Origin of the sequence: Mucilaginibacter mali (genome assembly GCF_013283875.1) — a bacterium.
Lineage (GTDB): Bacteria > Bacteroidota > Bacteroidia > Sphingobacteriales > Sphingobacteriaceae > Mucilaginibacter > Mucilaginibacter mali.
The window spans coordinates 1,221,726-1,246,851 of sequence record NZ_CP054139.1 but is presented as its reverse complement, the minus strand read 5'-3'; the positions used below and the strand labels follow the sequence as shown (position 1 = coordinate 1,246,851).

Genomic DNA, 25,126 nt, shown 5'->3' with positions numbered 1-25,126 from the left:
GTCTGTGTAATTTTTTAAGCGATATGCAGCGCCCTCCTTTCCAAACCCGGGAGGTGTCGCCCCCCTTTATTACCGCAATCCAATGTGTATTTTACATCACATCTTTTTGCGAACTCAAAATCTTCTATCATTTTCATTATTAATATTTTACCATTTAAAGTTTTGGGTAACTGTGCTGCCCGCATAGTCATCAGCCGGCAAGCGGAACTTTAGCACTGTATTTATATCCGCCGGAGTTGTGTTTGTGCCGGTTACCTTTTTGTTTAGCGTGAGCTTAATTTCTGCGCTGCGATGTACGGGATCTGAAACTGAAATAGCATAATCCGCGGTCTTCTTTTCTATCATTACCACCGCTTTGCTATCGCTGGTAACGCGCAAGCCATCAGCCAGTGTCGCTGTACCGGATTCATAAAACACAATGCCGCAGTAATTACCGTAACTGATGGATTGCAGATCGGCCGTGTTTTGATGGATGATGAAATTGCGCTTACCGGCTTCGGCTTTAAATGCTTCAAGCGTTTTAGCCGGCATAACGATGTAGGCATATTGCTGATCCACCGGCCCTGTGCCATGATTAAACCAAGCGCTGAATACGCTTGACTTTACCACCTCATCGCTGCCGTTTACGCTGAGGCTTTTCCATGTGCCTTGCTGCATGGCTTTGCTTACGGTAATATTTGCCTTTTGCGGGAACAGGTATCCAACCCCATCGTGATACATCCATTTCAAATCGGTAAAAGCCCGACTGTCTTTATTCAGGGTTTTAATTCCATCTCCAGCATTTATGGTTACATCGCCGTTTAAAAAGCATTGGTTAACAGTGGTTTGTACGCTTTGCACACCAAGTGCACTAATGCCTGCGCCTAAGCAAAGCATTGCATCGCCCATAAAAAAGTAAGCCTTTTTAGCCTGCACACCGTTGTAGCTGTGCTCGTAAGCAATAAGTCCGCTCCTGCCATTACTAACTCCGCCTGCAAAAACGTTTGATCCATACTGATACCATTGTAACAGTGTAGATGACTGGTTATTCACAGTTGTAGTTCCGGGTATCTTTGTCCAATCCCATACCGGGAAAATGTTACGGTACTCCTTACCTGTTGTAGCGATGTTGGTGGCGCCCAGCGGCAAGTTAAAGCCTTTATAGTTTTCGCCGTTCAACATTTCGGTTCCGGCTGTACGGGTAGATATCACCTTGGCCGACAGGTAATAATCCGCGCCATGCTGTATCATGATATCCGACTTCCAGAAATATTTATTTCCTTGGTAAGGTTTAGGAAAAGAGCCGCCGGCTAAATGGTCACGCCAGGCCTTGTAGTCGGCAGCGTGTGCAGGGTCCACACTCATCATGGTGATCAACGTACCTGCATCAATATTATTCATGGCGTTGGGGCGCGATATCCCGCGGCCAAAAGTGCCAAAATCGATCACATCGCGATAGCCGAATAATTGGTGCCCATTTAATAGCAGACTTGAAAATAGTTTTCGCTTTTCAGGCGTAAAAACCTCCGCGAAGCCGGTATTAGTGGTAAGCGCCATCAACTGCGCGATGGATTTTACAAAACCCATTCCATAACCGCCCGAATACAATTGCGGGCGATGCTGGTGAAAGCTATCATCTACCTTAATGCCCTCGCGCCCTTGTTCTGCTTCCACCACCAGCGTTGAGGCTATTGATGCGAAGCCACGCTCCACCAGATTGTAGTTATTTTCGATACAACCTTTATAAACCGTAATGGTAGATACCGAGATGCGGTTTTGCCCCTGGTGCGCCTTATTGCCGGTGGCATCCTTCAGGTAAGTTGCATATTTTGCCAGTCGGTTGTTATCAGTAGCCCCCTTTATCAAAATAAGCGCTACCATATAACTCTCAGGCGCGGCAATGTCATTATCATACCAGTTCCACGATTTGTACTTCTTATCATAAATAAAATCGAAGCCTTTTAATATCGCCTTTAACAGATCGGCAGATCTGTATAACTTACTTTGCGCATTATTGTAAGCGATAGCCATTAGCTTTAAGCGACGGCTGTGTCCTGTCCATTGCACACGTACCGAATCGGTATAGTTGATATCCTTCCAACTGCCATCAGCCGATATACTTTTAGCCAGGCTATCTACATTACCCTGTTCCTTATCCTTCAGCGCCAGGCGTACCATGCGCCGGGTAAGCGTGTCGATAGTCGTTTGAGCTATCGTTACTAATGGTTTGATCTGTGCCTGCGCCTGTTGTCCGTTTACCCAAAAGACAAGCAAAAGCAAGCAGCTGATATTTTTAAAACAATATGTATAAAGTGTTTTCAAATCTGATCTTGTTTATTTGATAAACCCCGTACGGTAGCAAATCAAACAGCCTGGTTTTTTACTTGTTAATTGGTAATACCAAAGCTAAGTGGCAGTGTAAAAATCATTTAATGTTTTTTTAGCGTTTTATGATACTAACTAAACAAAAAACGGCCCGGGGTTAGTACTGTGCTTTTTTAACGTGGTGGTAATACTATTTAGCTGGTTGATTTAACCGGCTGATGATCTCGAGCATGCAACGGGTATTATGATAAGGGCACTTCCATATCCCGGCCTTATCCTGCCCGGGCATAATGGTATGCTGGTCTTTTATCCCCCAGTACCACTCGCCATTAGCACCATCTATGATGTTTTTCCTGATATATTTCCAGCTGCGGTCAAATAACTTCAGGTAGATACCCTCACTTGTCAGCTGCCATGCGTTAAGCAAGCCCACTGCTGCTTCGGCCTGTACCCACCAGTGTTTTTCGGCAATCAGATATCCCTCGTCCACTTCGTAGTTCAGGCCACCATATTCATCAAAGCCAGGCAAAGCGGCATTTACCATTTGTATGGCAATCTGTTCGGTATGTTTGATCAGGTCTTTGTCGCCCACCAGTTCCGCAGATTCACACAATAACCACGATGCTTCAATATCGTGCCCGTAGGATATCATATCCGACCGTTTCTCCCAAACATCATTAAAAAAAAGTGTTAAATGGTTGGTGCGCGCGTTTACAATATGCTGATGGAACAGGTTGACCAGCTTTGATATTTTTTTAGCGACATTATCCACCGGCCATACGCGGTACAAGTTGGCGTAAGCCTCCATAATATGCAGATGCGTATTCATGGTTTTTTGCTCATTGCTATCCTTTGTGCTCAGGCGAAGATCATCCGCAGGGGACCAATCCCTGTTAAAGGCTTCGAAGTAGCCGTCGTGTACCGGGTCGTAACTATAGCGCTCGATCAACCAGTATAATTCCTTGGCATGGTCAAGCACCTTTTCATCAGGGTTAATCTTATAATACTCTGTTAAGCCATAAATAGCGAACGCCAGCGCGTAAATCTGCTTTTTATCGGCCAGTAGTTGCTCGTCAGCGTCTATCAGCCAATAAACGCCGCCATAAGTTTTATCCCAAAAGGCGGTAGTTAAATAGTGATACGCCCTCCCGGCCATTAGCAGTTCCCGGGGATTTTTGGTTGCCTGGTAACCGGCAGAAAAGGCCCACAAGGCCCGGGCGTACATTACCGAACCCAATGGTGCGCCCTCATCGGGCACATTATTTTCATCAACACGGCCATAAAAGCGGTCGCGCTTTTTATCGTAAACTATAGTAGCCCAATACTGTAATATATCCTGCAACTCACGGTAATATGGTTCGATACCGGTCATAGCTCAGGCAAAGGTTTTAACAGATTTATTGTGCTCGATAACATCAATAATGGTTTTAACCGTACTGGCCGATGTTAAACCATCCGCCGGGGTGTGCATCACGTAATCCAGTAACTTATCAACCGTACTGGTAGCCACATGCATGCGCGAATCGGAAGAGGCGTAGTAGATAAATACCCCCCCGTCATCATCCGTTATCCATCCGTTGCAAAATACCACGTTAGATACATCACCAACACGCTCTTCCCCCTCGGGGGCCAGCAAATAACCGGCAGGTTTATAGATCACCTTTGTCAGATCATCCAAAGCCGTCATAAACATATACAAAACATACCTTAACCCCGCAGCCGTGTGGCGTACGCCATGCGCAAGGTGCAGCCAGCCATGTTTGGTTTTAAGTGGTGCAGGCCCCTGGCCGTTCTTTGCTTCGTAAACGGTATGGTAAACCTTTTTATCCAAAATGGTCTCTATATCCACCACCGCATTTTCTATAGATGCTGAAAGGCCATAACCAATGCCCCCACCTTTACCGGCTTCAATAAAGCTATCCTGCGGACGGGTGTAAAACGCGTATTTATCGCCAACAAACTCGGGGTGCAGCACCACGTTGCGTTGCTGGGGCGATGGCGTTTGCAAATCGGCAAGGCGCTCCCAGTTAATCAAATCGTGGGTGCGGGCAATACCACATTGCGCCACAGCTGCCGATTGATCGCCCTCCGGTGCCGCCGGATCTCTCCTTTCGGTGCAAAATAAGCCATATATCCAGCCGTCCTGGTGTACCGTGAGGCGCATATCATAGATATTGGTATCGGGGTTATCCGTTTCGGGCATTACAACGGGGTACTCCCAAAACTTAAAATTATCTACACCATTATCGCTTTCGGCCACAGCGAAGAACGATTTACGGTCGCTACCCTCTACCCTGCACACCAGCAGGTATTTATCACTCCATTTAATAGCTCCCGCATTAAACGCCGCGTTAATGCCCACGCGTTCCATCAGGTAAGGGTTGGTTTGCGGATCCAGATCATAACGCCAGCTTAAGGGCACATGCGCTGCCGTAAGCACAGGCCATTTGTAACGGTTAAAAATGCCATTGCCTAAATCCTCTGCTTCATTTTTCCTGCTTAATATAGATGCCTGTCCGGCGCGCAGTTTTTGCAATCTTTCGTCAAAATTCGTATCCATCTCTGGCATTTGTATAGGTGTTATTATTATTTATCAATCTTCCAGCTTGTTCCACCAGGTGCGTTTTAGTATAAAGCCAACCACAAGCAACATCAGCACGGTTACCAGCAGCGGCAGCTTCATGCTCAGTATTAAATACATAGGCAATATTGTGAGACATAATTGGGCTATAATACCCAACACAACGTTAAACATATCCTTGCCAAAATCCTTATTGGCTTTAAAACCCGGATCATCATTCAACACCTGTTCATGAACCGACTGCCAGAAACCCCAGGGGCGCACGGTACGATAAAAGGTTTTCAATACCTGCATATCGGTGGCGGGGGCGGCATAGGTACCAATTACAGATCCGGCCAGCGATATTGCAAACAATAGCGGGAAATAGTACAGGAACTCTACCCCGGTAAAAAACCGGGTAAAAACCAGCGCGGCAACAATGCCGGCCAGCATCCCCCAGAAAAACCCGCTGGCATTAAAGCGCCACCAATGCCATTTTAACACGTTGGCCGCAACATAGCCACCATACAGGGCAGATACGATCCATTGTAAAATACTGTTCACATCCTTAGCGTAAAAGCCCAGCACAATGCCAATAAATACCACCACTATACCTACCAGGTAATTCATGGATATGATCTGTTTTGTAGGCGCATCCGGGCGGATGTATTTTAAATAGATATCGTTTACAATGTAGGCCTGCGCCGCGTTAAGCGTACCGCTGAACGTACCCATAAAGGCTCCAAGCAAACCGGTAAGCACCAGTCCAACTAAACCTGCGGGCAAAAAGTTATTGATGGTAACCGGCAGGATCCGCTCAAAATCGATAGTTCCATCAGGTGTTTTAAGGTTCATTTGCTGATAGTAAAGCAGCCCTAATACTGTTAGCCCAATGATGAGCGAATACCTGATGGGTAACAGGATGATGGATACAAAGCCACTCATCTTACTGGCCTCCTTTGGCGAGCGGGTAGACAGGATCTTCTGCATATCGTAGTTTGGCGCAGGCCCGGCCAGCGACGCGAACGCGCCCTTAAACAGCATCATCATAAAAAACAGGCCAAATAACGAGTACCCGTCATCCTTTATTTTTCCGTTTACATCAGCGATGATCTTACTCCAGTTGAGGTTTAAACGGTACCCAAAAAACGGACTCTCCCAACCTTTAGGCACATTTAGATGTTGTCCGTTTAAATGCGTATAGGCTATAACAGCGATGGATATGCAAGCCACCGTCATGATAGCGTACTTGATCATATCGCCCAGCACAATGCTATGCATCCCTCCTAAAATAGAGTAGAACATGGCAAACAGCGTAAATACAATACCATAAAGATGGGCCACATATTGCGGCGGCACATTAAACGGCACATAAGCTTTAACCGTATCCCACGGGATAAATATCTCGATGAACTTCCCCAACCCGATAAAGCCGTAAGCCAAAAAGCCAAGGCAACAGATCAGCGCGAAGGCGATCACTATTTTGTGCGATGCACCTACGCACGGCCCCTTAACCCCAAACCGGGTCGATAGCCATTCGGCACCGGTGTTAGCGTTAGACCGGCGCAGCCATTTTGAAAGGTACATCATCAGGAATACCTGGTTAAACACCGGCCACAACCATGGTATCCAGATGCTTTTCATGCCGTACACAAAGCATAGGCTCACCATCCACATGGTGCCACTGATATCGAACATATCCGAGGCATCGCTTAAGCCCAACTTATACCAGGGCAGCGATTTGCCGCCCATCATATAACTTTCCTTATTTTGCCTTGCCTTTTTACGGTACCACAACCCTATCCCTATGGTAACAACCAGGTAGCAAAGTATGATAAGCAGGTCTGTAAGTTTTAGTTTCATTATTGTTTAACAGCTAATTTTAAATGATCATCCGGTGTTTTGATGTAAATATAATTGGCTGCTGTTCACATATTGCGCATGTTCAAAAATACTCCCTGCCTGTAATTAACGGTTAATACTTTAATAACATAATATGGTACAATTATTACAATCTCAACCACTTATTGCTTAATAAATTGCCGTGTTACGATGGTATTATGTGTATGGATCCTTAAAAAATAAGTAACACCCGGCATTAACGCGCTGACATCTACCTGGGTACCGTGCACTGTGGTAAACTTACGCCCGGCAAGGTTGTACACATCAATATCCACCGCCTCGGTTAAGCCTTTTACATAAATAACATTTGTTGCCGGGTTAGGATAAATGGAGATGCCGCTGTTCTGTAATCTGGCATCACTGTCCGGATCAAGCAAACTGGTTGATGTGCTGTTGGCCATCACCGAGCCGCTGTTAGGCGTGAAAAAATTCACCCTTGTTTTCCCTCTTTCATCTCCCGAGTAGGCATCAACAGTGATTACTGTTTGTCCGGCGGCATACACCGCGCCGGGGCCGCTCAGGTTCCTGTTCAGCGTTATTTTTATCGGCGAGCCGGTATATTCCGGGTCGCAAACAGATATACGATAGCTTGTTGTATATATTTTGACCTGCACAAGAGCGGGCTTGTCCGATTTGATCAGCAAACCATCGGGCGTAGTGATTTGCCCGGCGGCATAAAAAACAACCGCGTATTGGTTGGTACCCGTATGCCGGATAGCCTGCAGATCTACAGTGTTTTGATCCACTACAAAGCCATGGTTAGCGGCAAGCGCCGCCATATCGCTGGCCAGCTTGTTGGGCGCCACTATGTAATAATAGGTACGGTTTAACGGTGTGGGGCTATGCCGAACATACAGGTTGAATACCTGGTTGCTTTGTGGCGTTGCCGACCCGGAGTTATCAATACTTTTCCACGTGCCCGTTTGTGCTTTATTGGTAAGCGACATATAGCCGCCCGCCGGGAACAGGTAGCCCACATTATCGTGATGTACCCATTGCAAGGTATTATTACTTATAGAATCGGCTGTGAAAGCTTGTTGAGAGCCGCCATAAAATGCGGTTATAGTTCCATTGGTTTTTGTTTGGTTTATGGTGGTCACTATCTCGTTGGTTTTAGTAGCCGTAATGCTGTTGCCCAGGCAAACCATCATATTTTCCATAAAAAAGTAAGCCTTGCGCGCGGTAACACCCCGTTTGTTATCCAGTTTGAACGCAGCCATAGCCACCTCGTTAACCGCGAGGGTGCCGCCAAAGGTATTGGTAGTTGTCACGTAACCGCTATCCAACCCGAACGAGGTAGATGCCTGCGCCTCGCTCATCTCGGTAGTGGTGCCGGGTATGCGCGACCAGTTCCAGGTGGGGAAAATATCATAATACTCGTTCCCCGATGTCATGATATTAGTAGCGCCCCATGGAAGATTATAGCCTTTCAGGTTTTGATTATTCAGCGCCTCGGTACCCTTGTTGCGGGCCGACATAATTTTAGCCGACATATAGAAGTTCGCCCCATGGCTTACCACCATGTTCGACATCCAAAAATGCCTGGCAGTTGGCGTAGGGAACGCGCCGCCACCAAGGCTTGTTTCCCAGTTCTGATAAGCGGTAGCATTCCCTGGGTCGTTCAATTTCTGCTTCTCCAGTACACTACTATCGATATTGGCCGTCATCCCAGCCCCGGTAACAGCCCTCCCCATGATGCCAAAATCAAGCACATTGCGGTAGCCAAAAAACTGCAGGCCATTCAGCATCACATTTTGCAGGTTGGTACGCCGTGCAGTAGTGAATTGAGAACTAAAGGCGGTGCCATCAGCATCGTGCATATACTGTGTTTCGTAGGCCATAAAATCCTTACCGTAACCGCCGATATTAATTTGATGCCGGTGTTGATGAAAACTATTGTCAGCTCTCACCCCTTCGGCCATCGGCCAACTGGCCAGATCCAACGCTACGCCCATACTTTGAAAACCCGTATTAGCCACAGCATAACGATCTAACGCCAGGCCTTTTCTTATAGTAATGGATGACACCCAAGTTTTATTAGCCCCCTGGTTACCCGCGTCGCCTGTGTCATCCTTAACATAATCGGCATACGCGAAAAGTGAATCGGCAGGTATAGCGCCCCTCATCAGCATCAACCCATTAATTTGGTTTTGCGGCGAACGGATGACCGTATCGTACCAGTTGGTAGAGGTAAAATGCTGGTTAACAAAGTACCGCATACCCAACTGAAATTTTGCCGGTATCCGCGAATCGTTATATAATACGTTAGTAGGATCCCGGTAAGCACAAGCAAGCCAGTTGAGGCGCAACGAATGCGAGGTCCAGTTGTTACCTGTATAATCCATCTGCCCGGGTATGGCCGGCTGACCTGGGGCCGCGTGGTCGGGCCATTTACCGTTAGCTTGCATAGAGGTGATCAGCACGGTCAGATCGCCGGGCTGCGCGGGCGATTCGGCTGCCAGCCGGCTTCTTACCGTACTGATATCATTCAGTTGAGTTGAGGTTGACGGATCGTAGCCATAAACCCTAAATTCGGCAACGCGGTAGCCCAGCGTATTGGCCCTGCCGCGCCCGTTAAAACGCACATACCGGTACTGGCCATAAAGCCCGCCGATGGTTAAGTTTGACAGGGTATTACCCGGCGGGATAGTACGCATGGTAACCCACGAGGTAGAGACAGTTGGCGTATTTGTCCCCTGTATATCGAACGTGAGCGCATAACGCCCGTCGGCAAAATAGATCTGCACATAATCGATATCCCTGGTGGCACTCAAATCCACATACAGCCACTCGTTATAACTTGCCGATGAGGACGACCATTTGGTGCTCATACTGCCATCAACAGCATTAGATCCCGGGTACGATCCGCTCTCGGTAGAAGAAACTGTTACGGTTTTACCCTGCGAAAGCAATGACTGCGCCCGCACTTCTGCGGACAAAAACAACAGCAGTACGCCAGCTAAAAGTGAAGCAAAAAAGTCGGGTAATGATTTTTTCATAATGTTATTTTTTGTAAATAATTGATAATACTATTCCATCACCCGCTTTTATTAAGATTGAGCAGATGGCATCAGTTAAAAAAATTAACGCCTTAATAATTTTGCCGCGTAATTAACATAACAAGTTGTTCAGTAGTTATATAAGCGCATTGGCAATAGGAAGCAGAATAATTTATTATTGGTTTACAAGATCAAAATTAGGGGCAATCCGGGCGGTTGGTTAATACTTTTATAGCAAAATATAATGCATTTATTACAAAAAGTGGCCCCGGGCTTTACATTATACTTATTGCAACCTATATTTAAAATTGAAGGCCCGCAGGGCGCCCAATTATTATGAAAACCAATATCATCAGGGAGATCACTCCACTTACGCAAAGCGATTGCTTTACACTTTTCTCAAGACAAAAAAAGCAGTTTGATTTTCCGCTGCACTATCATGATGAGTATGAGTTGAACCTGATCATTAATGCCGAGGGTGCAAAGCGCATCATCGGCAATCATATTGATAAAATAACTGACCTGGAACTGGTGTTTGTTGGGCCTAACCTGCACCATGGCTGGTTTAACCACGAGTGCAAAAGCGAAAACATTAAAGAGGTAACCATACAGTTTCACAACGATCTTTTCAGCGACTCGTTATTGCGCAAAAATCAGCTTAGTTTTATACGAGGGATGTTAGAACGGTCGCAACTGGGCATCTTGTTTTCACGGGATACCATTGAGATGATGGCACCCAGGATAATCGCCCTGACGAAAAAAACGGGCTTTGATTCGGTGCTGGAACTGATCTCGATTTTGCACGACCTTTCCACCTCCAGAAACACCCTTACCTTATCTGATGCCCATAATAACATTGATGCTATTAACTACAATAGCAGGCGAATACAAAAGGTGTTTGAATATCTGAACGAAAATTACGGCCAGATGATCAGCCTGGCTGAAGTTTCCCAGCTTATAAATATGCCAGAGGTATCGTTTAGCCGCTTTATTAAAAAGAAAACGGGAAAGACTTTTGTAGATAGCCTTAACGATATCCGCATCGGGCACGCCAGCCGCATGTTGATCAACTCCACCGATACCATTGCCGAGATCGCTTTTAAATGCGGGTTTAACAATATGTCTAACTTTAACCGGTTATTTAAACGCCGTAAAAACACAACCCCGAAGGATTTTCGCGAAAATTATTCGGGCACAAGAGTATTTATATAACGGCCTTGCAACACCTATCGAAACTGACCTGAGCAGGGTTGATGTGAATGAGCGAAAGGAACATGCCAGATACACGGATTGACGGCATCTGATAATAAAAACCCTCCCATGTTTAATAAGGGAGGGGTCTCATCAATAAGTCGGTATCCACTTATTTTTTTAATTCCAAAACTATTTAACCATAGCTGTAAAAGGAATAGTATCGGGTGGTAAACATTTTTCGTCGTTACATACCATAAATTTGATAGTGCCTTTAATTACCGTAGTCGGTTTGTTCAGTTTGATTTTTTGCTGGAAAATAACACTGTGCTCATAAAAACTCAAATTCATGCTGAACGATTCTTCAAAGCGGGTAATTGGCTCCGGTTCGGCAGTGTTGCCAACTATGGTATAATCTGCCGATGGTGTAAAGGTAAAACGTGTGCTAACCGGGCCTCCGTTATCGTTCTTTTTTTGCGAGTAGATGTGCCAGCCATCATCAATAGTAGCCTTCAGCATAATAATAGCTTCGGTATTGCTGATCTTTTTGGCACCGGCTGCCCATTTCACGGGGTTTTCTATCTGCGCTTTTACTAAACCGGCAACGAATAACAGCAGCATTGTAAAAAGTATTCTTTTCATTTTGTTATTGTAAGTAGATAAAAGAGGGGAAGCGATCGCCTCCCCTCCTGTTTGTTTTTAGGCGCGATGATTTAACAACATGTCGATCATCAGCTTCAGATCGTCCTCGTTTTCCTGGTCTATCCTGAAATTTGCGAATACAATACGGCCATTCTGATCGAGCATAAAGTTAACCGGGGCCGCGTTTTTATTGTCAAGGTTACCTTTTACCCGACCGGTTACATCTTCTAACGGTGTGAAGCTATAGCCACTGCTTTTCATAAACGGCAGTACATAGTCGTTTTGATCTGACGCGATGTTGATACCTACATATTTAAACGATTTGCCTTTGTACTGCTTTACCACATTTTCAAAGTGCGGGAACTCACCACGGCATGGCCCACAGCCCGGGAACCAATAGGTTAACAGCACTACGCTGCCCTTATAATCGGCCAGTGAAGTATTGGCTTGGGTGAAATAATTTTTAAGGCTGAATGGCGTAGCATCCTTGGCGTGATCGTCCATGGTTTTATAAATATCGGCCTTTACATCGGCTTCGCTTTTACCCATTTTAGCGCCGTATACCACCAATGCTTTCATAAACTGTGCTGTTGGGGCATTAACAAAGCTGGCCATCAGGTTATCGTAAGCACCTTTGGTGTTGCCCATCTTGTCGGTATTTTCGGCAACGAGCAACAACAGGTTTTTATTGAACGACAGGTAACGCGGCAGCTTTACTTTGTTTAAAGCGGCTATAGCTTCCTCGTACTTTTTCTCACCCGATAGTTTTTTGGCATCGGCAACATTTTGTGCCAGATCGATATAGCCGGTCCAGGTTTTGGTATCCTTGCTATTTTTTTCCATATCCCGGGCCAGGGCCAAAGCTTTGCCAGGATCAACACTCAACAATAAATTATAATACGAACTCATCCCCGACGATGACCAGTTAAATTTGGCTGGCGAATAGCTGTTACGCAGCAACTCGAAGTACTTAAGCTTATCGGCAGTTGTGGTAGACCGCTCACCCAGCCAATACAGCGCCTGCGCGCCGCGCTCGCTGTCTGGGAACTTTTTAGCTACCGCCAAACTCATATCACGCCATTTATCCTGATCGTAATTATTGAACGATGAGGCATAGTAAAAGGAATAATCGGCATTGGCCGGGTTAGATGCTACAGCTTTTGCCAGGTAATCGCGGCTTAGCTTAAAATCGCCCCAGCGTTCGGCATCTATCCACAGGCCGCCCCAGCCTTCGGTAAACTTAGGGTCTATCTCTACGGTTTTCAGCAGATATGGTTTGGCCTTTGGGCTTTCCACATCTACATAAGCCTTACCCAAACCATAAGGTACCATGGCCGATTTAGGGAACTTTTTCATCCATACATCGTACTGGGCAACCAGCGCGGGATTTTCTAAACCCATACCGTTAATATAAGCGCTGTGCTTGCTCAGGCTGTCGGGATTGGCTTCTACATCCTGCTTTAGCTTTTCAAGCAGGGCTTTATCGGTTGTTATGGCGCTTTTATTGCGCTGGGCAAAGGCTGGCTTAAGCAACACTGCCAATACCAGCATCAGCATTAAGGCTGATATACGTGCTTTTAATAACATCTCTTTATGATTTTAATTAAACACTATTTTCTACGACTTAGCAGGTGAGTTCAATACCAGATCTATCATCATTTTTAAATGCGATTCATTTTCGGCATGGATACTGAAATTGCTAAAGATGATGCGTCCGTTTTGATCGATTATAAAATTTACCGGGGCGGCGTTCCTGTTATCAAGATTACCTTTATCCCTTCCTTTAAAATCGGCCAAAGGTGTAAAGCTGAAACCGCTGGTGTTATGGAACGGGATCACATATTCATCCTGCTCGGCTACAATGTTGATGCCTACGTATTCCAACGGTTTAGTTTTATACTGCCTTACCACGTTTTCAAAGAAAGGCATTTCGCCCCTGCAAGGCCCGCAACCCGGGAACCAGTAGGTTAACAGCATCACTTTGCCTTTATAATCAGATAGTGAAGTACTTCCTTCGCCAATATACTTCTTCAAGGTGAATGGTGTGGCTGCTTTGGCAGTGGCTTCCAGGTTGGCATAAATATCGGCTTTAACCGCAGTTTCGTTTTTGCCGGCTTTCAGGCCATATTGGTATAAGGCCGGCTGCACGGCCGGTGATGGATCTTTAACAAACACCTTCATCAGCATAGCGTAAGCTGCCGCGTGGTCGCCTGCCTGATCGGTTGCATCAGCCTGTAACAATAACAGGCTTTCATTGCCGAATGCAGAATAACGTCCTAATTTCACTTTATTTAAAGCAGCCAGGGCTTCAGCTGGCTTATGTTCAGCTAATAGTTTTTTGCCCTGGATAAACGATTCGGCTTGGGTTGAAAGATCAGTCCAACTGGCGGCGTTAGCGCCTTTTACATCCTTCATTTCCGAAGCCAGCGCTTTAGCTTTTTCAGGATCGGTAGCGATCAAAACATCAAAATAAGAGGTCATATAATTCACGCCCTTTTCTTTCGGAAAGTTATCGTGGATCATTTGATAACATTTGATCCTTTCTTCGGCAGTACCCGATCGTGTGGCCATGTAACCCAACGCCCGCACAGCGTATTCGGAATTTGGAAAATCCTTTGCTATTTTAAAGCTTAGTTCGATGAATTTTTTCTGATCCAATCCCATAAATGAGGTAGCGTAGCTAAACTGGTACGATGGATTGGTCGGGTCGGCAGCGATAGCCTTCTTCATATACTCCCACCCCTCGTTGAAATGGCCCCAGCGCTGGGCATCCATCCACAGGTCGGCCCATGCCTGGGCATATTTAGGGTTGATGGCTACCGTTTTTAATAAGTAAGGCTTGGCTTTGGGACTTTCCTGGTCTATATACATCTTAGCCAGCGCATACGGAACCATCGCGTTTTTGGGGAACTCCTTCATCAGGGCATCGTACCGGGTTATCAAATCGGGGTTATCCGGGCCAATGGCTTCAATATAAGCTTCGTGCCTGCTCATGCTGTCGGGTGTGGCTTCTACGGCTTTTTTTAACTTATCAAGTGCCACTTTGTCGGTAGTTCTTGCAGCCAGCTTCGCCGCCCGCTTTAAGTAGATCGGGAAATAAGGCGCAGACGGAAATTTATCGGCCCAGGCCTGTATTTGGGTAACCAGGTCTTTTTCGTGCCCGGGGTTAACCTCCAGGAAAGTCTCATAATAGCTTTGCAGCGAGTTGATGTCATTCGGGTTCGCTTCGATAGTAGTTTTTAGTTTCGACAACTTAGCGTCGCCTGAAACACCCTGGGCGGCCGCTGTTTTAGCCTGTGCAAATAGTTGCATTGCAGGGGCGCTGATCAAGGCAGCTAATAAAGTTGCCTTGTATATTTTTGATCTCATTTTCATGATGTAATCTGATTAAACGTTAATAACTATTCTGCTCAATCTGTCCCTGACTGGCATTGATCTCTACACCGTTGATGGGCACGGCATAGCGGGGGCTTTTAACCGGCAGCGTATATGTTTGTACCGTGTTTACATCTACCGTACCTATACCCACTTTAAAAAACGTGCGGGTAATGGTTACGTCATCGCTTGGATCCTCATTTACGCTAAAGCGACGGATATCAAACCAACGGAAGCTGAACGGTAACTCGCGGCGGCGCTCCTGCAATATTTGGGTAAGCGCGTTGGGGGCGCTGGTCGCGGTTAATGGTACATTAGTTTTAAGCCTTTTTGCACGCAGCGTATTTACGGCGATCAACGCGTTGGCCATATCACCTTTACGGGCCGATGCCTCCGCTTTGTTCAGCAGTACTTCTGCTACTGTTGGCCCGGCTGGTAAATAACGGCCATCGTTAAAATAATCGTAACGATATTGTGCAGGGGTGATCACACTGAACCTGCGGCCACCGTTAGCTATCATCAGCAGTTGGAAACGCAGGTCATTCGCCTGGTCATACAGCGCCAATAAATTGGTACTGGGGATATCCCATTGCGCACTGGTGTAGGTAAAGCGGGTATAATAAAACTCGTCCCAAGTAAAAAACTTCGCTGCCACGTAATCGTTTAAGGCCGAATATTTTAATGTTGCGGCCGGATTACTGTACGATGCCGGATTACCGGCAGGTATAGTATTGAAGTCAACCAGTTTTGCAGTAGTTGTGGCTAAGGCGCTATTGGCAGATTGGATACATTTGTCATAATCGCCGGTAAACAAATAGTAACGGCTTAAGAAAGCATCAATGGCCGGCTTGCTTACACGCCATCTTAACGCGGCCTGTACATCGGTATAGGTAACCAACGATTGTGCCTGGCCGATATCAGACATGATAAAGTCATAGGTTTCCTGCAGGGTAGCACGTTTTAATGATTCTGAATAATCGGTTGTTTTTTTAAGCGGCAAACCTTTGGAGCCTAAGTTAGCTTGCGAATAAGGCAGACAATAGTAATTAACCAGTGTCCAGTAGCTGTAGGCCCTTATAAAATAAGCGTCGGCTTTTACCCGTTTTTTACTTCCGTCATCTCCGGTTACATTATCAACATTAGCAAGGATAACGTTGGCCGTGAATATCTTTTTAAACTCGTTATTCCACAAAGCGTCTGTAGAAGCGCCTATCACATTATCCACATCAAAAATGTAGTAATACAAATTGGCGATAGAAACGGCGTTCGGGTTGTTTTTATACAGATCCATTGTAACCTCCGTATCATCGGTAGAATAGGTTGCCGTGGCGTTATGGCCTTCGTAGCTAAAAGCAGGCCCGCCACTTACGTTATCTATTAATGCCTGCAACTGATCGACCGTTTTAATATCGGTTTGGATCTTGTTTGGCTCTTCAAGGTATTTTTTGCACGATGCCAGCGAAATTAACGTCAGCATCAATATCATTATGTTTAATTTTTTCATTTTGTTAGTGTTTTTAACGGCTTTGTTAAAGCGGCGTTATCCATTAAAACCCTATGTTAACTCCAAAAGTGTAGGTAGCCAATGGCCTGTCGGTACCCGGCAGCCAATCGGGGTTGTAGCCTTTTTTGTTGGCTGCCCATATCAGTCCCAGGTCTCTTAGTTCGGCAAATACCTTAACATTGCGCATTTTAACTTTGCTTAGTACCGATTGGGGCAGGTTATAGTTCAGCATCACTTCTTTACACTCAATATAAGATGAACTTTCTACTAAACCGCTCAGGTAAGGTACATAGCGGTCCCACAGGTATAATTGAGTTTCGTTGGCATTTGCAAACGGCGGGATATCTGTACGACCGGCATAAACATCTGATATGTAGTTGTTGACAACTGTTTTAAACGACCCAACAGAAGCTGAAGCGTAGTTAAAGGTATTGTTACGATATACACCACCAAATTTACCGATGAACAATACCGAAACATTGAAATTCTTATAACCAAAGGTGCTATACCAACCCGCGGTGTGCGGCGGTGTGGCTGTGCCTTCGTAATTCAAGAACTGCAGGCCCAGGCCGGTATTAAGCAGGGCAGCACTATTCATAGTGGTTGAGGCGCCGTTAGGGCCTAAAACCTGGGGTACACCGGCTATGGTGCCGTTATAAGTGAATGAGTATACCGGGTTAATTGGGCGGCCCTGCACCACAGCGTTAGGTATATCCACCATTTGGTAAGCATACAAAGCTGGGTAGTACAAATTATTTACCACGTTCTTGTTGTAGGCGTAGTTAAATGAGGTATTGTAGGTAACAGGTGTGCCTGGTATTTTAACCTGGGTGCCCAACTCTACTTCGATACCGCGGTTAGTTATACCGGCATTGTTAAACCTTTGGCTGGTAGTGCCTGTAGCTGCGGGCAGCGCGATGGTACCGGTAATATCGGTACCTATCCTATTGTACAGGTCTATTTTGCCGCTCAGCTTGCCTTTAAACAATACGTAATCTATACCCAGGTTGGTGGTGGTTGTTTTTTCCCAGCGCAAGGTTGGGTTACCATTATCAGATATCGACGCGGTAATGGTACCGGTAGTAGTGCTTGGCGATGTTGATACAGCCAATAAGGTATTGGTAGATGTTGATTTTTCAACGTTACCGTTGCGGCCATGTGTTAAGCGCAGGCTTAGCCTATCAACCCAATTGATGTTTTGGGCAAAATTTTCTTCCTTGATATTCCACAAACCACCTACCGACCATAGCGGCTCCCAGCGTAGTGAAGGGATTTTGGTAATAAAGTTTGATGCATCATTACGGATACTACCCGAAAGGGTGTACTTGCGATCATAAGTATATGAAGCGTTAGCGTAGTATGAAACGTAACGATCTAAGTTATAGGTAAGCCCCGTGGTGCCGCCCGATAATGTGGTGGCTGTACCAGTGATCCCCACAAACTGATCAACCGAACTGCCGTAACCATAAGGCGGCACGGTAGACTGCAGTTTATCAGGATAGTAACCATACAACCATGGGTTGCTGCGAGCATCGGTACGGAACTGTGAAACCTCCATACCGGCAATAGCATTGATGTTGTGTTTTGCGCCCAGGTCTTTTACAAAATTAAGCTGGTTACGGAATACGTAATTAGTTACATTATTATTATTGCTTTGATCTATACCGCCCTTAGGTAAAAACTGCCTGCCCACGGTTTTTGTAGCCGCAGTATATTCGGTGTTTTGGTCAACCATACTGCGCGCGTAAAAAGTATCATCAGTATAATAATTATCAGTTTCGGTTTTGCCGCGTTCGTACTGTATTTTAGTATCGAAGGTAAGCCCGGGAATAATTTTGATATTAAAACCAGTTTGTATCCTGGCCGTATAGTCCTGGTAACCCCACTTCCGTCCTCTCGTTTCGCGCAGCAGGTTATAGCTCAGATCGGAATATGGGAAGTTGTTTAATGGCAGGCTGGACAATACCTCTCTATTATAAGTATTAAGATTAACCGAATAACTTCCGTTAGGGTTCAGCAATGTTTCATAAGGCGATAAGGTTTGCAGTTCGCCAACATTCGCGCCGCTGTTGCTTTGTTTGTTATATTGTAAATACAAACCAAAGTTAAACGTAAGGTACTTAGCTAATTTGTATTCGTTGTTAAAATTCATGGCATAACGGTTGTAGCCGGTGCCCTGGTAGCGTGTTTTATTGTCTTCAAACAACAATGAAGCATAAGACCTTGATCTATCGGTAGCTTGGGAAAAACTTACATTATACTGGCTAAGTACCGCCCTGCGCAGCAACAGATCACTAATCTGGCTTTGATTATTGATCTTGCTTAAGCTATCTAAACTGGCATTCATAGCAGCAGTGCTTAGCTTGCCGTTCTTGTTGGCATACAGCAGTTCCTGGGCCAGTGTAAGGGGTTTTCCCAGATCAGAAGGAAACGATCCGGCATACTCATTAAATACCCACCTGTTAGTAAACGCCATTTTTTCGTAGGCAACCTGCTCGGCCGAGGTAGCGTTAGGGATCAACTGGTTCAGGTCGGTTAGCTTTGATATGCGGGTAAATACGCTTGCATCAATATTTAAACCTGCTTTACCATTTTTTGCCTTCTTGGTTACCACCACTACTACGCCATTAGCAGCACGTGCACCCCAGATAGAAGCGGCTGCGGCATCCTTCAGCACCGTAACCGATTCAATATCGTTAGGGTTGATGGCAGAGAAGTCATTTTTATTAAGCGGAAAACCATCCACCACAACAAGCGGCGCCCTTTCAGCATAAATGGAACTACTCCCCCTGATGAGGAAAGATACCGAACCATCGGCATTTTCCTTACCCTGCATACCGGCAACCATACCTTGTAAGGCGGTAGATAAGTTTGAAACCGGGCGGTTTGCCAATACCTCCTGGGTTACTTGTACAAATGAACCCGGCGCGCGCTCCTTCAATAAGCTTTGGTAACCAGTACTTACGGTAACTTCCTTAAGCGCTTCGGTAACTGGGCGCATGCTAAGCGTGCCCATTTCAGCCTTTGCTGGCAGGCGCAATGGCTGGTAACCCGTGAAGGTGATGGTGACAGAATCCTTATCATCTACATTAGCTATAAAGAACTCGCCGGTGGCATTAGCTACGGTAACCTGGGTGCCCAGCTTCAGCTTTATGCTGGCGCCCGGCATCGGCTGCCCTGTTTCGTCAACCACCTTGCCGTGTACGTTTATCTGCCTGAAGTAATCGATCAGCTCATCAAGGAATGATTTTGGGGCGGCCGAGATCAGGATGGTTTTCTTTTCAATGGTATAATTCAGCGACCTGCCCTGCAGCACCTTATCCAGTATCTCGTTCAACTGCGCGTTTTTAAAATCAACACTTACGCGCCCGGCCCTGTCAATATTCTCTGCCGATAACAAGAAGTTGTAGCCCGTTTGTTTACGGATCTCTTTAAACAATTGGCTTAGCGATATATTATCTTTTTTTAAGGTAACCTGCTGGGCAAACGTGTTTGCACTTACCCGTAAGATAGTAAGGATCAACAGCGCAGTGGTTAACTTTAAATTCATGAGCAGTTGCTTTTTAACTGTTTTATCAACCCTTGGAATGGACTGTTTTATTTTATACCAATGGCATTTCAGCCCATATACAATTTGTGTATAAGTTTTATACATTTGGAGTTCTGTTTAGTGAATGGAAAATGTTGTTAGCGCAATAATTCTTCAGGCTACAGAAATTGAGCCGGGCGTGTTGGTAGCACTCCTGGCTTTTTTGTTTTTAGCCTTAAGTCATGGAGATGGTCAATGATCTGTCATAGGCAAATGTTGGTTTTTTTAAGGTTAATTATTGTTTGGGCTTTATTAAAATTACGTTATTCTTCAACTCAAAATGGATGTTTCCGGTTCGCTCAAGCATCTCCATTACTTCCGAAACATTTTTGAAGCGGGATACGCTGCCTAAAAAAACTTCGTTCTTCACAGCTTCGCTTTTGTAAGCTATCTTCACGTTGTACCAGCTGCTTATCTTCTGCATAATGCTGCCCAGCTTTTCGTTGTTAAATACAAACAAGCCGTTTTTCCAGGCCATGGCTTCGTCCATATCAAAATCGTCGGTTACAGTTAGCGGTTTTATTGTGGAACTATTAAGCTGCGCCTGCTGCCCCGGAACCAGCACCGCACGTGCATAATAGGATGTTCCTACACGCACACTGCCTTCCAGCAGGGTTGTTTTCTCCACGGGTTCATCTGGATAGGCATTAATGTTGAAATGGGTGCCAATATCTTCTACAGATCCTTTTGGGGTATTTACTACAAAAAGGGCGTTAGCCTTGTGGGCTACCTCAAAATAAGCCTCACCATGTAAAAGCCGTATCTCCCTGCGGGTGCCGGTAAAAGCTTCGGGGAAGGTAAGCGAGGTAGAGGCATTAAGCCATACCATTGTACCATCAGCCAGTTTTAAACTATAAACGCCGCCGGCTGGTGTGGTAAGGGTATCGTAAACGGGCGGGCCAATGTTTTTTGCGTTACCGCTATAGCTGATCTGTCCGCTCACCGGCTGTTGTATCACCGCGTTTGGTTGCATTGCCAAAACACCATTAGCAGCATTGGTTAAAATAATTTTTCTGCCTCCCGAAAGTGTTAGCGTAGCACTGTTGCCAATGGGCTTGATATCATGGTCTATCTGCGCGTGCCATTTATTTTCGGGTTTTAAGGCCGGCATTAAAAATTTTACCCCGATGGCTACACCCAGCAGTAGTACAGCCGCTACGCCCAGCAAGCGCGGCCATTTGATAACCCTTGGAGCAGGTGTTGTAGCATTTTGTATGGCTTGCCATAACTCGTTACGTACGGCTTCTTCGTCGCCAATATCTGTACCGGCCGAAGTTTGGGCCGGGGCCAAACGGTTCATATAAGCATTATAACGGCTCAACTCCTCATCGGTAGCGGTTCCGTTTTCAACCTTGCTTATTAAATTTTGAAACAATTCTTTATTCATAACTGATGTGCAGTTATTAGTAAGGCACATTTGCAAGCCCTAACACCTGCCCGTTATGAAAAAAATTTAGTGAAATTATATAATCAACTGTTAATCAAAGACAAAATATCATAACATCAAGAATATGCTACTCAGGCGACTCAGCGGAACGCGCAGTTTTTTTAGCGCGCGGGTAATATGATCGTCAACCGTTTTTTCGGAGATACCCAAACGTTCGGATATCTGGCGATGGCTTAATCGTTCATCACGGCTTAATAAAAAAACTTCGCGGCATTTTTCGGGGAGTTCCTGCACTAATTGCGAAATAAAGCTTTTAAGTTCTTTCACCTCCAGGTCCAAACGTTCTTCGGCACGGATATCGGCAGCCAGCACGTTGTCCAATAAAGTTTCGCGCACTTTGCCCTGTCTAATCAGGTTAGCAATTTTGTATTTAACGGCGGTGTATAAATAAGCCTGCAGATTGGTTTTTACTTCAATTTGTTCGCGGTTTTCCCAAAGCCACATAAACACAGACTGGCAAACATCCATACAATCAGACCGATGATGTAAGGCGTTGTTGGCGGCTGTAAACAAGAACTTCCAGTGGCGGTTATATATCTCGGTAAAGGCTGTAGCATCTCCCGTCCTTAATAAGGAAAGCAGTTCCAAATCGGAAAGAGCGTACAGATTTGACACAACAAATAGTTTAATACACGAATGTATTAAATCGCAGCCAATAAAGTTAATATAATGTTAATTTTAAACAGATAGCTGCCTTTCGCACATACAAATTTTAGAAGAGTAAATTAAGGTTTTTATATTTAAATGCCGCCGGGGATTCATTACCACGCCATTTATTATCAACAGGTAGGTTTAAAAGGGCTATAATCGATTTCTCAGGAACCTTGCATTCATCTTTTTTGTATTGATTATTATGATGGAGTTGTTTGAATATTTCACTTGCTGGTACTTCCGAACATTGTTTTTATTAAAATACTCCTGTTGTGTGCGGATAGTATCTTAAAGTTTTGGGGGAGGGATAACCTCTCAAAATATCAGGTCCGGCCGCATTATCAAGCTATATATTTCTACAATTTTCTAATTTTTTTCATCTACAGTTTTCAATGCCAGGATAATTTTCGCACGTCTTAAATTATCTGTAGCCTGCAATAGTTTATCACGCAATTTAGTGTCATAGCCCGGGTGGCCCTTAAGAAAATCGTTAACCACGGCCCATGCCTGTGGCGACTGGTAGTTACCAAATGTAGCCCCCAGCCATGATTGCGGGAAAAAGATATCGCCGGTCTGCTTGATCTCCTGTAGCAGGTCAAGGCTTTTAGGCAGATATTTTATTGACGTGCTCTGTCTTAGCGGATGATGCAGATAACCAACTGCTGTAACTACCCAAGCTTCTTTCTCGCGGTTCTTACGTTCGCTAAGCGATGCAAAAAAAGCATCGCGTATGTTAACATCAGGCGAAAGCGCTGATGAAAGCCAGGCTAACCGGGCCTTGCGATCGGCATTGGTGATGCGGGCTGTTTGCTGTAGTAGCACATGCGTGGCGGTATCATTTTTCAGAGCGATGGAAAGCGCCATTGAAGTATAATCATCCTCATTAAGCTTCACGCCATCGGGCGCGTGTTGCGCTTTCCATATACTGTAAATGCGTTCGCCGGCTTCCTTACCTATATAAACATCCTGGTATGTTTTAAATAGTATCTTCTTGTTATTTCCCTGTTGTTGCTTTTGCATGGCCGCCCACAAGCTTTGCTCCAGTTCGTTATGGTAGGCATCCCGTTGCGCGGGTGTCAGGAATGTCCAGTATATGGTGCTGATATACCCGGTGATCAGGCGCAGGTTCATTTCGTTTTCTTCACGTCCTATGCCTCCGGTAAACAGCCGGATCAATTCACCAGGACGAAATGTTTTTGCCGAAAGCATGTGTTCGTAAGCATTAATATAGGCCGAAGCGCGCCTTACCGGGCTTTTCCAATCGTACCATTCGCGGGTTATGCTTTTATCCATCGGGAACACACCATAACCAATCCCGTTCGAATTAAACAATATGTAATTTGGCTTGGCCAAACCAATCGCAGCGCTAACGTTTACACTTTGCCCCTGGATACTCACAGGTATGATTTTTTCATGATCGCCGTAAACCAGTGTAATGCTAAACGCTTGCGGCCATACGCGTGCTGCGCCACGCTCGGGGTGCTGCGTAATGGTCATAGCGGCGATCTTTCCGTTACGATAAGTTATCGTCTGTCCGAACACCGGGCGACCGGGCTGGTCTACCCATACCCTGTTCCAGGCGCGGATATCTTTATGGGTATATTTGCATAGCTCAGCAATAAGATCGGGCCAGGTAGCATTGCTGTAAGCATACTTTTTCAGGTAATCACGTACACCTTTTTGAAAGTTCTCCTCTCCCATCATCATTTCCAACTGCCGCATCATAATTGGGGCTTTGTGGTAAATAATGTTGCCGTAAAGCGAACCGGCATCCTGCAAATTATCTAACGATTGACGGATCGGGTGGCTTCCCTCGGTACGATCAACACCGTAAGCTGCCGGGTAATGATCCTGCAAAAACTTAAGGTCGAAAACTTCTTTTCCCATTTCCGCGCCGGTTATCTTATCGGCCATAAAATTGGCAAACACCTCCTTCATCCACACATCGTTAAACCAGCGCATGGTCACCAAATCGCCAAACCACATGTGCGCCGTTTCGTGCGATATGAGGTTAGTGCGGGCAATCACCTGATCCTTGGTGGCCCCTGCATCTAAAAACAAGCTTGACGCCTTGTACTGCACCTCGCCCGGGTGTTCCATCCCGCCAAACTGAAAGTCAGGTATCGCTACAAAACCAACCTTTTGAAACGGAAAGGGAATGCCAGTCCATTCTTGTAAAAAATCAATAGCATTCTCATGGCTTTTAAAAATGGCATCGGTACTGAAGCGGATCTTAGCCGTATCTGTTTCCCTGTACAAAAACTCCGCATCATGCCCCGCTATGGTTTTATGGATGGTGGTATACTTACCGGCAGTGAACGAAAAAAGATAGGTTGGCAGTTTATCGGTCTCATTAAAGAAATATTCGGTATGCTCGCCGGTTGTTTTAGGCGCAGGTATTGTTTGCATCAGCCCATTAGCTAAAACATGCCAATCGTTAGGTACGGTAAGTGCCAGCAAAAATTTGGCCTTCAGATCAGGCTGATCAAAGCAAGGGAAAACCGTACGGGCATGGTCAGGCACGAAAAGGGCGTACAAATAATCGGTATTACGGTTTAAGGAAGCATCGCCCGCGATAAATTTAATGCTGATAAAATTTTCGCCGGTATGCAGGTATTTTTTATCGATAATGATATGCTCATTCTCGGCAATAACCGGGAGATTACCGTCATGCCCCAACACCTCAATTTTTCGAATATGATCAGCAGGCTGCTTAAAATCTATTTGTAGGTTTTCCGTTACATATCTAAGGTCGAACCGGATGCCCGATATGCCGGTTACCGGCTTGTCCTTTTCCCGCGGGATATCAATAGCCAAATGATAATGGATATCACCGATGACTGAGCGGCGGTATTCGGCCAGTTGTCTGGATACGCCGGGTTCAACGGGTATCTGTTTTTGCTGCGCATATGCCACAGCGGTAATCAGCCCTAATCCTATAATTAAAAAAGATCTCTTCATG

The 25,126-nt window shown here is 45.5% G+C and carries 14 protein-coding genes; 1 reads left to right on the top strand and 13 read right to left on the bottom strand.

Features of this window, described 5'->3' with window-relative positions:
* Positions 1-147: 147 nt before the first annotated feature.
* The 5 genes from HQ865_RS05360 to HQ865_RS05340 all read right to left on the bottom strand — a co-directional run bounded on the left by HQ865_RS05360 (position 148) and on the right by HQ865_RS05340 (position 9,765).
* Positions 148-2,259: a polysaccharide lyase family 8 super-sandwich domain-containing protein gene (locus tag HQ865_RS05360; RefSeq protein ID WP_173413898.1), complete on the bottom strand. Its 2,112-nt coding sequence runs from the start codon at positions 2,257-2,259 to the stop codon at positions 148-150.
* Between the two features lie 235 nt (positions 2,260-2,494).
* A complete protein-coding gene (locus tag HQ865_RS05355; RefSeq protein ID WP_173413897.1) occupies positions 2,495-3,676 on the bottom strand; it encodes an AGE family epimerase/isomerase in 1,182 nt (393 codons plus the stop codon).
* Between the two features lie 3 nt (positions 3,677-3,679).
* The gene (locus tag HQ865_RS05350) at positions 3,680-4,864 is read right to left on the bottom strand and encodes a glycoside hydrolase family 130 protein (protein ID WP_173413896.1); all 1,185 of its coding nucleotides are present in this window, start codon (positions 4,862-4,864) and stop codon (positions 3,680-3,682) included.
* A gap of 33 nt (positions 4,865-4,897) precedes the next feature.
* Positions 4,898-6,727 carry a sodium:solute symporter family protein gene (locus tag HQ865_RS05345; RefSeq protein ID WP_173413895.1) on the bottom strand — a complete coding sequence of 610 codons (1,830 nt, stop codon included), beginning with the start codon at positions 6,725-6,727 and terminating at the stop codon, positions 4,898-4,900.
* A 161-nt stretch (positions 6,728-6,888) separates the two neighbouring features.
* A complete protein-coding gene (locus HQ865_RS05340; RefSeq protein ID WP_173413894.1) occupies positions 6,889-9,765 on the bottom strand; it encodes a polysaccharide lyase family 8 super-sandwich domain-containing protein in 2,877 nt (958 codons plus the stop codon).
* A 336-nt stretch (positions 9,766-10,101) separates the two neighbouring features.
* On the opposite strand from HQ865_RS05340, the gene HQ865_RS05335 reads away from it, so the two are divergent.
* Positions 10,102-10,977 (top strand): AraC family transcriptional regulator, encoded by an 876-nt coding sequence (locus tag HQ865_RS05335; RefSeq protein ID WP_173413893.1) that lies wholly within the window; start codon positions 10,102-10,104, stop codon positions 10,975-10,977.
* Between the two features lie 171 nt (positions 10,978-11,148).
* Here the strand turns inward: HQ865_RS05335 and HQ865_RS05330 are convergent, their stop codons facing one another.
* The 8 genes from HQ865_RS05330 to HQ865_RS05295 form a co-directional block, all read right to left on the bottom strand.
* On the bottom strand, positions 11,149-11,598 hold the full coding sequence (locus HQ865_RS05330) for a protein-disulfide reductase DsbD domain-containing protein (protein ID WP_173413892.1): 450 nt from the start codon (positions 11,596-11,598) through the stop codon (positions 11,149-11,151).
* Between the two features lie 57 nt (positions 11,599-11,655).
* Positions 11,656-13,185, bottom strand: coding sequence for a TlpA disulfide reductase family protein (locus HQ865_RS05325; protein WP_173413891.1), 1,530 nt, complete (start codon positions 13,183-13,185; stop codon positions 11,656-11,658).
* A 30-nt stretch (positions 13,186-13,215) separates the two neighbouring features.
* Positions 13,216-14,973: a redoxin family protein gene (locus tag HQ865_RS05320; RefSeq protein ID WP_173413890.1), complete on the bottom strand. Its 1,758-nt coding sequence runs from the start codon at positions 14,971-14,973 to the stop codon at positions 13,216-13,218.
* A gap of 19 nt (positions 14,974-14,992) precedes the next feature.
* Positions 14,993-16,477, bottom strand: coding sequence for a RagB/SusD family nutrient uptake outer membrane protein (locus HQ865_RS05315; RefSeq protein WP_173413889.1), 1,485 nt, complete (start codon positions 16,475-16,477; stop codon positions 14,993-14,995).
* Positions 16,478-16,520: 43 nt separating this feature from the next.
* Positions 16,521-20,027, bottom strand: a complete 3,507-nt coding sequence (locus HQ865_RS05310; protein WP_173413888.1) for a SusC/RagA family TonB-linked outer membrane protein — start codon at positions 20,025-20,027, stop codon at positions 16,521-16,523.
* Positions 20,028-20,301: 274 nt separating this feature from the next.
* Positions 20,302-21,453 carry a FecR family protein gene (locus HQ865_RS05305; protein WP_173413887.1) on the bottom strand — a complete coding sequence of 384 codons (1,152 nt, stop codon included), beginning with the start codon at positions 21,451-21,453 and terminating at the stop codon, positions 20,302-20,304.
* A 108-nt stretch (positions 21,454-21,561) separates the two neighbouring features.
* Positions 21,562-22,128, bottom strand: coding sequence for an RNA polymerase sigma-70 factor (locus tag HQ865_RS05300; RefSeq protein WP_173413886.1), 567 nt, complete (start codon positions 22,126-22,128; stop codon positions 21,562-21,564).
* 402 nt (positions 22,129-22,530) lie between these two features.
* A complete protein-coding gene (locus HQ865_RS05295) occupies positions 22,531-25,125 on the bottom strand; it encodes a M1 family aminopeptidase (RefSeq protein ID WP_173413885.1) in 2,595 nt (864 codons plus the stop codon).
* Position 25,126 lies beyond the last annotated feature (1 nt).